Here is a 12,443-nt window from a genome sequence, read left to right on the forward strand (position 1 = left end):
TCCGAGCGTTGTACGTATCCGGATTCGTTCCCGAACTACGAAATCGCCGCACGGTCGAACTGGCTACTCGCTACAAACGTAATTCCCGCCAGAGATTCGACTGGACACGCTCTGCCGTCGCCCCCTCGCTGGTCGAACTTCGAAGCGTGCTGAATACGCGCCTCGGGCCGTGTTTGGACACGGACATTCGATAGCCACAGAGCCTCAAATGCCTGAGTGGATCCAGGTGACTCGGACATGGATCTGTCGTACAGGAGTACGGCTCGACCACATCGTCGTCTCAGCCGTTCTATCGAGGATATAGAACCATCGTCGCTTCGGGCAGCGGTCAACACTCTCAATGATGACGCGCCGATCTGACCTGAGACAAGCTGTAGAGCGGTTTCACGATCATCTAAACAAGGCTGTCCCCCTGTATCGAAGGCCACATTCTTTTTCAAAATATCGGAGCGGTATAATTCACATTCCGAGTTGAGAGTGCGATATAGATCGAACTTTGCGAAGGAGAACTGCAATAGTCGAGTCGGACGACGATGTAACTATGCAAGCGGCGGGTATCGATGGGGTGATCGAATCGCTCCGCATCGGCGTCGGCTTCCTCTGGACGGCAGCCTGGGCGATCGTCATGGGGCTCACGATCACGAGTCTCGTGCAGGTGTACGTCTCCAAGGAGCGGATGGCCCGGGTCCTCGGCGACGGCGACCTCGCCGGGCTCGCGAGGGCGACGCTGTTCGGGGCGGTGAGCAGCGGCTGTAGCTTCGGCGCCGTCGCTATCGGCAAGGGGCTTTTCAAGAAAGGCGCTCACGCGGTGAACTTCCTCGCGTTCATGTTCGCCTCGACGAACCTCATCGTCGAACTCGGGTTGATGATCCTGATCCTCCTCGGCTGGGAGTTCCTCCTCGCGGAGCTGCTCGGCGGACTCGTCCTCATCGCAGTCATGGCGCTACTCGTCCATCTCACGCTCCCAGAAACGCTGTTCGACGAGGTGCGAACGGAACTCGACCAGCACGACCACGACCACGGCATCACGGAAGATCCGACCTGTGGAATGGAAGGGAAAGACGAGTATTCGATCGTGACTGACGGGGGAGAGACCCTGAAATTCTGTTCCGAGGGGTGCTTGGAGACCTACCGGCAAGCGGCAGCGAGTCGGGGAGGCTGGCGAGACGAACTTCGTTCGTGGGGCGGCTGGTACAAACTCGGCAACCAGTATCGCAAGGAGTGGTCGATGATCTGGACGGACGTCGTCGCGGGATTTCTCATCTCGGGATTCGTCATCGTGTTCGTCCCACAGCGGGTCTGGAACACGCTCTTCCTCCAGGGCGATAGTCTGCTGGTGACCGCCGAGAACGCGACTATGGGCGTCGCGATCGCCGTCGTCAGCTTCGTCGGGAGCATGGGTAACGTTCCGTTCGCGGTCGCCCTCTGGGGCGGCGGTATCAGCTTCGCCGGCGTCATCGCGTTCGTCTACGCGGACCTCATCACGATCCCCGTGTTGAACGTCTATCGGAAGTACTACGGCTGGAAGGTCATGCTGTACATCCTCGGCGTCTTCTTCGTCACGATGGCGTTCACCGGGTTCGTCATGGAACTGCTCTTCGACGCCCTCGGAATCGTCCCGAACCTGGCGGCCGGTGAGACCGCGACCGAGCAGACGTACTTCGAACTCGACTACACGTTCTACCTCAATCTCGTCGCGTTCGCCCTCTCCGGGTTCCTGCTGTACGTGTATCGACGGGGGCTCGGTGCCCCCGGCCAGTACCGGGACCCCGTCTGTGGGATGCGGACCGACGACGACGACGGGCCGAGTGCAATCTACGACGGCGAACCGTACTACTTCTGCTCGAACACCTGCAAACGATCGTTCGAAGCCGATCCGGCGGCGTTCGCACACGGAGGCCCCCGCGTCACAGACGCCGACCGCGACCACTGAAATTGCTGAATCGGATTCGCCCGGTGCAGTCGGCTACGCTGTGGACCCGCAGGAGAATCAAAACTGGTTCGCCGATCGCTCTCGAAGGACGACTATGACCGGACTGGACGATCGCGCGAGGTGGGTCAAATGAACCTGCGTCGAACGGATGCTGGAGTCGCACTTCTCGTCGCGGCCGTTCTACTCGGCGGCGGAGCACTCAGTTGGCAAGCGTACCAGCGGCGTCGTGCCGTCGATCAGATGACGGGCCCGATGATGGACGGTTCGATGGGATCGATGCACGGACCGAACCCGCTCTGGTACGTGTTCGGAACGCTTCTCGTTGCGGCCGTCATCGGAGGGGTGTATCTGATCGTTCGTGAGGATCGTTGGACCAGGGACGTACCCATCCAGTCGGAGACCGACGGCTCCAGTTCGGGACGGCCCGACGCTATCGATCCGCCAGCGGAGACACCGCGGGCAGACAGGTCGATCGATCCAGAGGCACACCCACGGGATCGTGTTCTCGACCTGTTACCCGACGACGAACGACGAGTTCTCGAACCAGTCCTCACCTCACCCGGGATCACGCAGATCGAACTGCGCGATCGGTCCGGATTCTCGAAAAGCAAGGTGAGCCAGACTGTGAGTGCACTCGAAAAGCGCGGGTTGTTGTACCGAGAACGGCAGGGCCGGACGTTTCGTATCTATCCGAGCGACGAACTCCAGCAACGGCAGCCGGAGAGGTAGCAGGCCACTTCGACTCCCCGTCACTACTGCTCGAATTCGGCGGACATGAACGAACCTGGGTGGAAGAAACGATTAGAGTAGCCTACAAACGTTCTCGGACGTTTTCCTTCGTGTGTTCACACCCGCGGGGATAACCCCGGAGTCCCCCTACGAGTAACCGAGGTGAAGGAAAATGACCACTGCCAAACTCGGACGCTGGCTGCTCGTCGGCCTCGCGATCGTCGGACTCGTGTTCGCAGGCCCCGTGGCCAGTGCACACGGAACCGAAACGGCTACTGACGATGCACCGCCGACCGAAGGGGACACAGCGGAGTGGGCGGCCTGGATGGAGTCGCACATGGGTGGGGCTGTCGACGAGATGGGCCAGCACATGGCTGACGGCAACCACGCCGACCACGGGATGGACGGTCAGGGTCACTGCTGACGTCCCTGGCCGCCCGTCGGTACGCCGACCAGAGCCCGTTCCACTCCTCGAATACCCTCGAGATTCGAATCCCTGCAACAGATCGCCCGTCGTCTGACACGTATCGCTAGACGAACGACGTTGTTCGCCATCCCCCTACTCGCGGGTGCAAGCGGCACCGCGGTCACACACGGTGGTGGGACGATGGAGGGTGGAACTGATAATTTCGAAACGTTCGGTGGCGGGATGTTCGTCTGATCGCTCTTCCTGGTCGTGCTCGCGCTCCGGACATACTACGTCGCTGCAGATCGGCGATCGCGCGCCGACGTCTGACGAAGCCCTTGCGTCGCCCCACGATCGCTGTGCCCGGGGCAATCTCACGGACGTAGCGTTCGAACGGCGAAGACAGACGCTACGGGAAGGCGGAACGTCTGCGAGGACAACCCATCTCGATCGGTTCCCTGGTGAATGTCGAACGAAGACGGGCGGTTGTGAGATCACTACTGGTTTCTCGTTATTACTGCCGAACGCGATCGGCCACCCACCCGCGAGCCCGACACCCGTATACGACGAGCAGGTATCGATTACTCGTCTTTCGAGACGCGTCTCGTGTGGCGGCCGTACAGCGAATACAGAATGACGAGCATTCCACTCGCGGCGATCACCGTCTGGATCGTACTGGCGAGGAAGATGTCTAGATCAGCGAGTTCGAAAAGGAGGCCTTCGATGACCGTTCCGACGCTAATGAGTGCAAACCCGATCGCGAGGTACACCATTGCGGTTCTCCCGTACCGACGGTAACCCTGAAACGCCATCGCCGAGACGAGCAATCCGAGAGTCAGGACGGCGAGTTTGGCGACGACAAGTGGGACGTGCATCATCGATCACCTCGCATGTCTTCCCAGAGCCGAACGAATCGGTCGACTCCGTCTTCTCGGTGCTCGACGTGGACGTCGATCGTTTCGTTTTCGAGTCTCGCCTCGACGCGTTTGATCGCTGTCCGGTAGATGTGATAGTGATCCCCCTGACGGTCGAGTTGCAACCGTTCGATCAGGAGCCCCGCGTCGACGAGTCGTTCGATCCGCCGACGCACGGTCGACTCGGAGGCGTCGACGAGTTCCGCGAGTTCGTCCGCGGATCGCTCTCGCTCGGTCGTGTGTGTCAGGATGGTAGCCGCGACCTCGTCCGCAAGTGCTTCGAAGATAATATGATCTTTCACTGGCCACTGATCTCAGTTTGAACCCATTCAGGTTTTTTATATCCCAAATTCCCACCGCACGAGAACCAGGAGAGCGGTATAATCAACAAGTACGGGTGAGATACTTAATAACTCGCCGCGGTTGCGACGGTTGCGGGTGCGCTGTAGTGCTTCGTTATTGGGGCTTCGATCTTCACCTGCATGTCGCACCGCAAACCACTGCTCGCGATCGGACTCGTCGCTGTGCTCCTCGTCGGTAGCATCAGCCCGGTTACGGCGCACAGCTGGCAAACGGAGGTCGAACAGGGAGATCTGAAACTCGGCGTGAGTAGCACGCCTGCAGAGCCGATTGCGGGAATGGAAACGGAGTTCAGCGGGGCTATCACGGATACCGAGGCCGAAGCGGGTGTCACCGGTGCGGAGGCTGAAGTGCACATCAACGGTCCCGGAGACGTCCACGACCACGTAACGGTTCACGTCCCGGACGACGATCCACACTTCCATTTCGCGTATACGTTCCCTGACGAAGGCACGTACACGATAACCGTCGTCACGGAGATCGACGGCCAGGAGTACGCCTTCGAGTTCCAGCGGGACGTGGGACTCATCCCGGCGGAGGCGACCGGTGAACGGATGGATCAGATCGACGAGGACGTTTCGGAATTGCAACAGTCGATCGACGAACTCCAGAAACAGAACGAGAACCTCCAGACGCAGCTAGAGAACCACGAGGAGGCGACTGCTAACAGCGGTGATCAGGCGCAATCGAGCGAGGCCTTGCCAGGCTTCGGAGTCGCGGCCGGGACCGCGTCGATAGTCGGTCTCGTCGCGTTCCTTGCAGGGAAACGCAACTGACGACGACAATAATCCTTTCTTTACCAATGAAGTCGATACGAACCAAGCGGCGGCAGTTCCTGACGGTCGCTGGAAGCGTCGTGCTAGCCGGCTGCGCCGGCGAAGGCAGCGAATCCTCCGCTTCGTCGGGCGGACAGTCGGAGTCGTCAACGCAACCGGCGAACGAAGACGACGCGGACGGTACCCGGACGGACGGGGACGACAGCGATGGCAACTCGGCAGATCGGGAGGACGTGAGGGTCGTAGAGATGATCACGGACGACAACGGGGTGTACTTCGATCCGAACGGACTCCTCGTCGAACCGGAAACGACCGTCCGCTTCGTCACGACCTCCGGGAGCCATACGGCGACCGCCTATCATCCGGACAACGACGATCAGCCGCTCCGGATCCCGGAAGGCGCCGATCCGTGGGATTCGGGAACTCTCGGCGAAGCCGACGATCCCGTCGAGGTGACGTTCACGATCGAGGGCGTCTACGACTACTACTGTACCCCCCACGAAGTGATGGGGCAAGTTGGACGGATCGTGGTCGGTGAACCGCGGGATGGCCCGGGCACTACCCCTCCAGATGAACTCCCTCCCGCTGCTCGGGAAGAACTCCCGGCCATCGAGACGATCCTCGACAACGAAACCGTCAGCGGTCAGTGACGGTTCGAATCACCAGTCGTGATTGTCTCGAAAACCGTCTCCTCGACCGATCGGTAACTGGCGGTCGAACCAGAGCGGATGGGGGACAGTCCAAAGCGGACCGGCCGCCTCTCCGCTCGTGATCGGACTGCCGACCGGCCGAACGAGAGAATCTTCCCTTTCAGCGTGGTCGCCGCCGGGGTGAACGCTCCATCTCGCGCCTGGCGTTTCCAGACGCCGAATCGGCCCAGAGTCGGCCTCGACTGTTAGTCTCTACCGAGCCTGTGGATGTTATCGAGCACCCGATTTGATATAGCGCTATTCGGTTTATTTGTCGGACGCTCACCGGAATGTTAGCGGTCTAATATGTTCGATAATTCGGTCGACTGCCGGAACGTCGGATGTGCGATCGACTGGTTTCGATCGGCTGAACGGCTCCGATCACCCGACCGCTCGTCCGGAACGCGGATTCAACCGGACACACCGAGTGACAGTCAGCTAATCAGAGTGGTTTTTGCTCCTGAGAACCTACACGAAAGCAATCGATGGGCGAGACGTACTACGACGTCCTCGGGGTCGACCGGGAGGCGTCGCAGGACGAAATCCGGTCGGCGTACCGCGATCGCGTCCTCGAGACCCATCCGGATCACAACGACGATCCGGACGCCGCCGACCAGTTCCGGCGCGTCTCGACGGCCGAGTCGGTACTCACCGACGAGACGGAACGTGCACGGTACGATCGGCTCGGCCACGAGTCGTACGTGAAACTCGGCCAGCACAGCGCAGACGCCGACGACTCGGCCGCGGACGACTCGACCGCAGAGGAATCGGCCGATCGGTCCGGATCGACGACCTCCACCGGCGCGGAGCGGACGTCCTCGCGAACGACGAACCGTCGACAGCGCACGCGCGAGCGCCGTTCCTGGCGCAGTGACGGCCGGTCGGACGCGGAGAGCGATCGAACCAGCGGTCGCAGTCACCACGCCAGACAGCGCTCCAGGCGGCAGCGGCGCACGGCGGCACAGCGATCGAGCGACGAGTGGCCGTTCGATACCGACCGCGACCGGACGTCCGGTCGGGGTGCCGCTGGAACGGCGACGGCGACGACAACGGCATCGACCGCCGAGCGATCGGACCAACGCAGCGAGACCGAGTTCAGCTACGCCGTCCACGGCTGGAACGACGAGATCGATCTGGACACGGGTGACCGCCGACTCGATCAGCCGACGATCGTCGGTCTCGGAACGGTCTCGGTGCTGTACCCGCTGTTCGTCTACGCGTCGCTCTCGCCGACGTTTTCGTTCCCGACGAATCTCGTCGTCACCACCTGTACGCTGCTCCTGGTCGGCTACATGCTCACGTTCCCCCGGGTCGCGGTCGTCGCGTTCGGGGGCTGGAGCGTCCTCCTCCCGATCGGGCTGTTCGCCGGTCCGGCCGACCCGGTATCGCTGCTCGGACTCCTGGCGATCGCGTTCTGCTGGATTCCGTTCGGCTACGCGATGGCCGTCCGGTGGGCGCTACGCCTCTGACTCCCCGTTCCGGTCCGTCTCGATCGCGTCGACGACCGTTTTCCGGATGGCATCTCGACGGCGGTGACTCCGTTCGGCGTCGAACTCGACCGCGAGCACCTGCGTCCCGTCCGCGTCGAGCGATCGCCTGTAGGCGGCCCCGAATTCGGCCGGTCCGACGCGTTCGAATTCGAGGTCGTAGAGGTCCCCGAGCGACTCGAACTCGAGGCCGTGGGGCGTCTTGAACTGGTCGGTAAAGGGTGGATCGAAGTCCTCGATCGGAAGTTTGTGGAAGATGCCGCCGCCGTCGTTGTCCAGCAGGACGATCGTGGCGTCGACGCCACAGCGATCGATCGCGAGCAGCCCGTTCGAATCGTGATAGAAGGCGAGATCCCCCGTCACGAGCACGAGCGGTTCGTCGACGGTACTTCCGGCACCCAGCGCAGTGCTCGTGATCCCGTCGATACCGCTCGCCCCGCGGTTCGCGAGCACCGTCAGGTCGGCCGGTCGTGGCCGCCCGAAGCGGTCCGCGTCCCGGATCGGCATGCTGTTTGAGACGAAGACGGTCGCCGGGTCCGGCGCGTGCTCGAACACCGACGCGAGGACCGCTCCCTCGAAGGGATCGGCCGCAAGCGCTTCCGGCGTCACCGCGTCGTTCCGGATCTCCCAGTGCCGGTTCTCCGCCCGCCTGAACTGGGCTACCCAGTCCGCGTCGGTCGTCGATCCCGGATCGGCGTCGGTGCCGGCGTCGGTAGCCACGTCGTCGCTCTCGAGTCGATCGAGCAGCGCCTCGACGATCGACCCGGGTGTGGCAGCGAGCAGGTCGGTCGCCGTGAAGGTCGCCTCGCGCCACCGGCCCGCGGGGTCGATCAGGTACTGGATCGCCCCGGAATCGCGCAACGCGTGGCTCAGCGGCTTCGACGTCGGCGATGCGCCGAACCGGAGGACGACGTCCGGGGCCGGCATCGCGTCGATATAGCCGTCGTAGCCGCCGAGTATCGGCCCGTCGTCGACGTGGAGGCCGAACCGGACTCCCGAGAGCGGATCCGCCAGCACGGGTGCATCGAGTCGCGCCGCGAGTTCGCTCACGGCCCCTGGATCGAGATCGACCAGGTCCGCCGGATCCGCCGGCCCGGCGACGATCAGCGGTCGATCGGCGCCCGCGAGCGCCTCGAGCACCGGGTCGAGTTCGTCGTCGTGGAGTCGCGGGCGGCCGCTGTCGACGTCGACGAACGCGCCGTCTCGACCCCGGCCGGCCAGCGTGTCCGCGAACGCGTCCGGAACGTCGCCCGGCACTGCGATCGGTTCGAGCGGCTTGCGGAACGGACAGTTGAGGTGGACCGGTCCCGGCGGGTTGCCGGTCGTCTCGGCGAGTGCGCGGGCGGCGGTCGTGCGAAGGCTCCGAACTTTCCGTTCGTCGGCCTCGGGTTCCGGTAAATCGGTATCCCACCGGAGCGCGTCGCCGTAGAGGTCGCGCTGGTCGATCGTCTGGTTCGCACCGCTGTCGCGAAGTTCCGGCGGCCGATCCGCGGTCACCACGAGCAGCGGGACGCGGGCCTGGTGCGCCTCGATCACGGCGGGGTGGAAGTTCGCCGCCGCCGTGCCGGAGGTACAGACCAGGGCCGTCGGTTCCCCCGTCCGTCTCGCGCGCCCGAGTGCGAAGTACGAGGCGGAGCGCTCGTCCAGGTGTGAGTAGACCTCGACGTCCGGATGCTCGGCGAACGCGACGGTCAGCGGCGTCGATCGACTTCCGGGAGCGATACAGACCGCCTCGAGCCCGCCTTTCGCGAGTTCGTCCACGAGAACGCGGCCCCACAGCGTCGCGCGATTGGGTGCAGTCATCGTCCTTATCGTAACTCGTCGAGGATCGGCCGGAACTTCAGCTGTACTTCGTCCCACTCGTCGGCCGGATCGCTGTCCGCGACGATCCCGTTGCCGGCGAAGAGGGTGACCGTCTCGCCGGTCGCGAGACCCGATCGGATCCCCACGGCGAACTCGCCGTCGCCGTCGGCGTCGAACCAGCCGACCGGCGCGGCGTACCAGCCCCGGTCGAACGTCTCCGTCTGACGGATCGTCTCCCAGGCCGCCGTCGGCGGGACGCCGCCAACGGCCGGCGTCGGATGCAGCGCATCGACGAGTTCGAGGACGTGGTGGTCGTCCGCGAGCGTGGCCGCGATCGGCGTCTGGAGGTGCTGGATCGTCGCCAGCCGTCGGATCGTCTGCTCCTCGACGTCCAGGTCGCGTGCGAGCGGTTCGAGCTGGTCGCGGATCGAGTCGACGACGAGCCCGTGCTCGCGCTGGAACTTCTCGTCGTCGAGCATCCGATCGACGTACTCCTCGTCTTCCTCGGGCGTTTCACCCCGGGGAACCGACCCCGCGAGGGCCTCGGTTTCGACTCGGGGCCCCCGCTTCGAGACCAGCCGCTCCGGTGGCGTCCCGAAGAACGTGCCGCCGACCTCGTTGTTCACGAGGAATCGATAACAGTTGGGATACTGGCGGCGCAGCCGTTCGAGCGTCGCCGGCACGTCGATCGGTTCCTCGAGGTCGACCTCGAGGGCCTGTGCGAGCACCACTTTCGTCAGTCGACCGTCCGCGATCCGATCGAGCGCGGTCTCGACCTGCGCGGTCCAGGCCGCGGACGAGGTGGTCCGTCGCGTCGCGACGACGCCCGGCCCCGTACCGCTCGGGCGCATCGGCGGCAATTCGGCCAGTCGCCGTACCCAGTGCTCGAGTCGATCGACGGCCGTCCCGTCGTCCTGCGCGACCGTCGTCAGCCACGTGCTGTCGTCGCTACGGGTGACGAGTAGCCGGGGAACGACGAACGAGGCGGCGTCGAACCCCGTCCAGGGCGGCGTCGCCTCGTGGCCGTCGTGAAACGAAACTCCGCCGAACGCCCGCGGCCGGGCGACCGGGGGCCCGTCGTGATCGAGCGCGGCGAAGGTCCGGGCCGCGCGCCGTCGAACGTGGTCGATACGATCCGCGCCGCTGGCCGTGAAGCGGACTGCGACGCCGCGGCCGACGATCTCGAGGCCGTCCGGGGTCGCCCACTGGATCCGCGCCTCCTCGGCGGGATTGGCGATCGCACCGAACGAGACGTCTTCGAGTTCGCGGCTGCGGCTCACCAGTTCGAGGTCCTCTGCGAGGCCGGCCTCTGGTCCCGGCTCACCCGCCAGCCGTCTCTCACCCGACGCTCGGTCCATCGAACGCAGTTCAGGACTGCCGTGCCTTCAGCCTAACTATTCGTCCCACCGATTCGTGCCACCGCTAGCTGTACCGTTCCTCTCGCCACGGATTCGCCGTTTGCGAGTAGCCGCGCTTCTCCCAGTAGCCGCGTTCGGGCTCCGTGAGAAACTCGATCCCGTCGACCCACTTCGCGCCCTTGTAGGCGTACCGGTGCGGCGTCACGGCGCGAAGCGGGCCGCCGTGGTCGGCGGGTAAGGGCTCGCCGTCGTACGCCCACGCGAGGAGGAGTTCCTCGCGGAGACAGTCGTCGAGCGGCAGATCCGTAGTGTACCCGTCCAGCCCGGAGAACATGACGTGGACGGCGTCCGGGGAAACGCCGGCCCGATCCGCGAGTTCGGGGACGGGAACGCCCGTGAACTCGCAGTCGAACTTGCTCCAGCCGGTCACGCAGTGAAAGTCCTGGCGCTGGGTTTCGCTCGGGAGGTCGCGAAACTCGTCCCACGAGAACGTCAGTTCCGTCTCGACGGCGCCGGTAACGGTGAACTCCCAGGTTTCAGGGTCCCAGTCCGGCGTTCCGCTCTTCGAGAGGACGGGAAACTCGCTCGTCTCGCGTTGCCCCGGCGGGAGGCGTTCCTCGCCGAACTCTCGGTAGAGGTCCGTGACGTCCTTCATGGAGGGCGCTACCGGCCTCGGGGACGTAACGTTGGCGTTTCGTGCGCTGGCATTTCGTCTGCGATCGGCGTTCGATCGTGACGGTGGACCGACCACCGTCGTCACGAGACCTGATATTGTGATGTGCTAACGTGGCAGGAGTGCGTCGCCGGCTGGAAACGGGAAATTTCCACACCGGAGACGGGGACGAAACGAGCTGTAACGGTCCGTCCGGAGCCACAACTCGGGGGTTTCTCTCGAAACCCTCGTCATCCCTTAGTAGCGTCTCGTCCTCCGTCTCTTTCGTATGGCTACAAGACAGCAGATGACGGAGCGAGAAATCTCCGGAGACGAAGCGGAAGCGGTCGGGGAACAGGCCATGGGGCCTGCAGCCCTCGCATCGGCAGCGTCCGTCGGTCTCGCGTGGTATTACTTCTTCCTGCGCGGAGACCGGGAGCGCGGACTTTTCGTCGGCCTCTGGCCGCCGACCATCCTCGCGTTCGCGAGTTACTTCAACCAGCGAAAGATGCGCCAGCAGCTCAACTCGATCACCCAGCCCGGCACGACGCTACGGAACGCGCTCGACTCGATGATGGGCAACAAGTAGGGCCTACTACCGTTCCGAACCGACCGCGAGACAGTCGCGTCCAGAGCGATCGCGTAGCCCGAACGCGGACAGTTCCCGGATCGGGAACCGAGACTCCCGAACCGGAAAAATTCTCTCCAACGTCGGTGCAGAATCCCCCGTCAGAGCTAAATACCCCCTCGCCGAAAGCCGAATCAGATGCCGAAAGTAGAGATCACCATTCCGGAGCACCTCGAGATGCAGATCGCGCAGATGGTTGAGCGCGGTGAGTTCGTCAACCGCGAGGAAGCGATCGAGGACCTCCTCTCGACGGGGATCAAAGCCTACAAGACCAGTGGACCGATGGACGAGGAAGAGGGAACGGGAACCGGACTCGAAGACGACGGGATGATGGGCCACGACGACGAGTACGTCTTCTAACCGCCGTTATAGTGGTAGCGCCAGGAGCGGAATTCCGAAGGCGATGGCGACGCCGAGGAGCATCACGACGACGCCGACGCCGACGTCACGGGCGGAGTACTCGCTCATCGGTGCGGTCGTCCGTTCCGCTGCAAGGTCGTGACCCACGTCGGCCGCCGAGTCGTGGTCCTCCGCAGGTGCTGTGTCGTCTGCCATATCCCCATGTTTCCCACTCGGGACCTTAAATACATCTACAGCGACTCGAACGGGTCCGGGAGCTAGCGGGTCCGAACGCTCACGTCGATCGGCGCCGCCGCGGTGTCGGTCCGTGACCGATCGTTCATCCAGAGAGTATTTATTGTCGGATTG

At 63.7% G+C, this 12,443-nt stretch carries 14 protein-coding genes; 8 read left to right on the top strand and 6 right to left on the bottom strand.

Annotated elements, in window-relative coordinates:
• The first annotated feature begins 541 nt into the window (after positions 1-541).
• The 3 genes from MUG98_RS07840 to MUG98_RS07850 all read left to right on the top strand — a co-directional run bounded on the left by MUG98_RS07840 (position 542) and on the right by MUG98_RS07850 (position 3,086).
• Positions 542-1,933, top strand: a complete 1,392-nt coding sequence (locus tag MUG98_RS07840) for a permease (protein ID WP_265111581.1) — start codon at positions 542-544, stop codon at positions 1,931-1,933.
• 129 nt (positions 1,934-2,062) lie between these two features.
• A complete protein-coding gene (locus MUG98_RS07845; protein ID WP_265111582.1) occupies positions 2,063-2,662 on the top strand; it encodes a helix-turn-helix transcriptional regulator in 600 nt (199 codons plus the stop codon).
• 172 nt (positions 2,663-2,834) lie between these two features.
• On the top strand, positions 2,835-3,086 hold the full coding sequence (locus tag MUG98_RS07850) for a hypothetical protein (protein ID WP_265111583.1): 252 nt from the start codon (positions 2,835-2,837) through the stop codon (positions 3,084-3,086).
• A gap of 563 nt (positions 3,087-3,649) precedes the next feature.
• On the opposite strand, the gene MUG98_RS07855 is transcribed toward MUG98_RS07850, so the two are convergent.
• A complete protein-coding gene (locus tag MUG98_RS07855) occupies positions 3,650-3,943 on the bottom strand; it encodes a DUF7521 family protein (RefSeq protein ID WP_265111584.1) in 294 nt (97 codons plus the stop codon).
• Positions 3,943-4,284 carry an ArsR/SmtB family transcription factor gene (locus MUG98_RS07860; RefSeq protein WP_265111585.1) on the bottom strand — a complete coding sequence of 114 codons (342 nt, stop codon included), beginning with the start codon at positions 4,282-4,284 and terminating at the stop codon, positions 3,943-3,945. Before MUG98_RS07860 ends, MUG98_RS07855 begins: the two co-directional genes overlap by 1 nt.
• Positions 4,285-4,464: 180 nt before the next feature.
• Here MUG98_RS07860 and MUG98_RS07865 point away from each other — a divergent pair, with 180 nt between their 5' ends.
• The 3 genes from MUG98_RS07865 (at position 4,465) to MUG98_RS07875 (ending at position 7,276) form a co-directional block, all read left to right on the top strand.
• The gene (locus MUG98_RS07865) at positions 4,465-5,118 is read left to right on the top strand and encodes a hypothetical protein (RefSeq protein WP_265111586.1); all 654 of its coding nucleotides are present in this window, start codon (positions 4,465-4,467) and stop codon (positions 5,116-5,118) included.
• A gap of 26 nt (positions 5,119-5,144) precedes the next feature.
• Positions 5,145-5,768 (top strand): plastocyanin/azurin family copper-binding protein, encoded by a 624-nt coding sequence (locus MUG98_RS07870; protein ID WP_265111587.1) that lies wholly within the window; start codon positions 5,145-5,147, stop codon positions 5,766-5,768.
• A 524-nt stretch (positions 5,769-6,292) separates the two neighbouring features.
• Positions 6,293-7,276, top strand: coding sequence for a DnaJ domain-containing protein (locus MUG98_RS07875; RefSeq protein WP_265111588.1), 984 nt, complete (start codon positions 6,293-6,295; stop codon positions 7,274-7,276).
• Here the strand turns inward: MUG98_RS07875 and menD are convergent.
• From menD to MUG98_RS07890, 3 genes are all read right to left on the bottom strand, one after another.
• Positions 7,265-9,097, bottom strand: coding sequence for a 2-succinyl-5-enolpyruvyl-6-hydroxy-3-cyclohexene-1-carboxylic-acid synthase (gene menD, locus MUG98_RS07880; protein ID WP_265111589.1), 1,833 nt, complete (start codon positions 9,095-9,097; stop codon positions 7,265-7,267). The genes MUG98_RS07875 and menD overlap by 12 nt on opposite strands.
• Positions 9,098-9,102: 5 nt before the next feature.
• A complete protein-coding gene (locus MUG98_RS07885) occupies positions 9,103-10,455 on the bottom strand; it encodes an isochorismate synthase (RefSeq protein ID WP_265111590.1) in 1,353 nt (450 codons plus the stop codon).
• Positions 10,456-10,519: 64 nt separating this feature from the next.
• Complete coding sequence (locus MUG98_RS07890) at positions 10,520-11,110, bottom strand: sulfite oxidase-like oxidoreductase (RefSeq protein ID WP_265111591.1); 591 nt, start codon at positions 11,108-11,110, stop codon at positions 10,520-10,522.
• Between the two features lie 286 nt (positions 11,111-11,396).
• On the opposite strand from MUG98_RS07890, the gene MUG98_RS07895 reads away from it, so the two are divergent.
• Both MUG98_RS07895 and MUG98_RS07900 read left to right on the top strand, forming a co-directional pair.
• A complete protein-coding gene (locus MUG98_RS07895) occupies positions 11,397-11,696 on the top strand; it encodes a hypothetical protein (protein WP_265111592.1) in 300 nt (99 codons plus the stop codon).
• A 177-nt stretch (positions 11,697-11,873) separates the two neighbouring features.
• Positions 11,874-12,095: a ribbon-helix-helix domain-containing protein gene (locus MUG98_RS07900; RefSeq protein ID WP_076608356.1), complete on the top strand. Its 222-nt coding sequence runs from the start codon at positions 11,874-11,876 to the stop codon at positions 12,093-12,095.
• Positions 12,096-12,101: 6 nt separating this feature from the next.
• On the opposite strand, the gene MUG98_RS07905 is transcribed toward MUG98_RS07900, so the two are convergent.
• Positions 12,102-12,290, bottom strand: a complete 189-nt coding sequence (locus MUG98_RS07905) for a DUF7550 family protein (protein WP_265111593.1) — start codon at positions 12,288-12,290, stop codon at positions 12,102-12,104.
• Positions 12,291-12,443 lie beyond the last annotated feature (153 nt).

The organism is Halosolutus halophilus (assembly GCF_022869805.1).
Taxonomy (GTDB): Archaea; Halobacteriota; Halobacteria; order Halobacteriales; family Natrialbaceae; genus Halosolutus; species Halosolutus halophilus.

Coding starts and splice junctions, on each gene's coding strand:
- MUG98_RS07840 (WP_265111581.1), top strand. CDS start 542: ATGCAAGCGGCGGGTATCGATGGGGTGATCGAATCGCTCCGCATCGGC.
- MUG98_RS07845 (WP_265111582.1), top strand. CDS start 2,063: ATGAACCTGCGTCGAACGGATGCTGGAGTCGCACTTCTCGTCGCGGCC.
- MUG98_RS07850 (WP_265111583.1), top strand. CDS start 2,835: ATGACCACTGCCAAACTCGGACGCTGGCTGCTCGTCGGCCTCGCGATC.
- MUG98_RS07855 (WP_265111584.1), bottom strand. CDS start 3,943: ATGCACGTCCCACTTGTCGTCGCCAAACTCGCCGTCCTGACTCTCGGA.
- MUG98_RS07865 (WP_265111586.1), top strand. CDS start 4,465: ATGTCGCACCGCAAACCACTGCTCGCGATCGGACTCGTCGCTGTGCTC.
- MUG98_RS07870 (WP_265111587.1), top strand. CDS start 5,145: ATGAAGTCGATACGAACCAAGCGGCGGCAGTTCCTGACGGTCGCTGGA.
- MUG98_RS07875 (WP_265111588.1), top strand. CDS start 6,293: ATGGGCGAGACGTACTACGACGTCCTCGGGGTCGACCGGGAGGCGTCG.
- menD (WP_265111589.1), bottom strand. CDS start 9,097: ATGACTGCACCCAATCGCGCGACGCTGTGGGGCCGCGTTCTCGTGGAC.
- MUG98_RS07885 (WP_265111590.1), bottom strand. CDS start 10,455: ATGGACCGAGCGTCGGGTGAGAGACGGCTGGCGGGTGAGCCGGGACCA.
- MUG98_RS07890 (WP_265111591.1), bottom strand. CDS start 11,110: ATGAAGGACGTCACGGACCTCTACCGAGAGTTCGGCGAGGAACGCCTC.
- MUG98_RS07895 (WP_265111592.1), top strand. CDS start 11,397: ATGGCTACAAGACAGCAGATGACGGAGCGAGAAATCTCCGGAGACGAA.
- MUG98_RS07900 (WP_076608356.1), top strand. CDS start 11,874: ATGCCGAAAGTAGAGATCACCATTCCGGAGCACCTCGAGATGCAGATC.
- MUG98_RS07905 (WP_265111593.1), bottom strand. CDS start 12,290: ATGGCAGACGACACAGCACCTGCGGAGGACCACGACTCGGCGGCCGAC.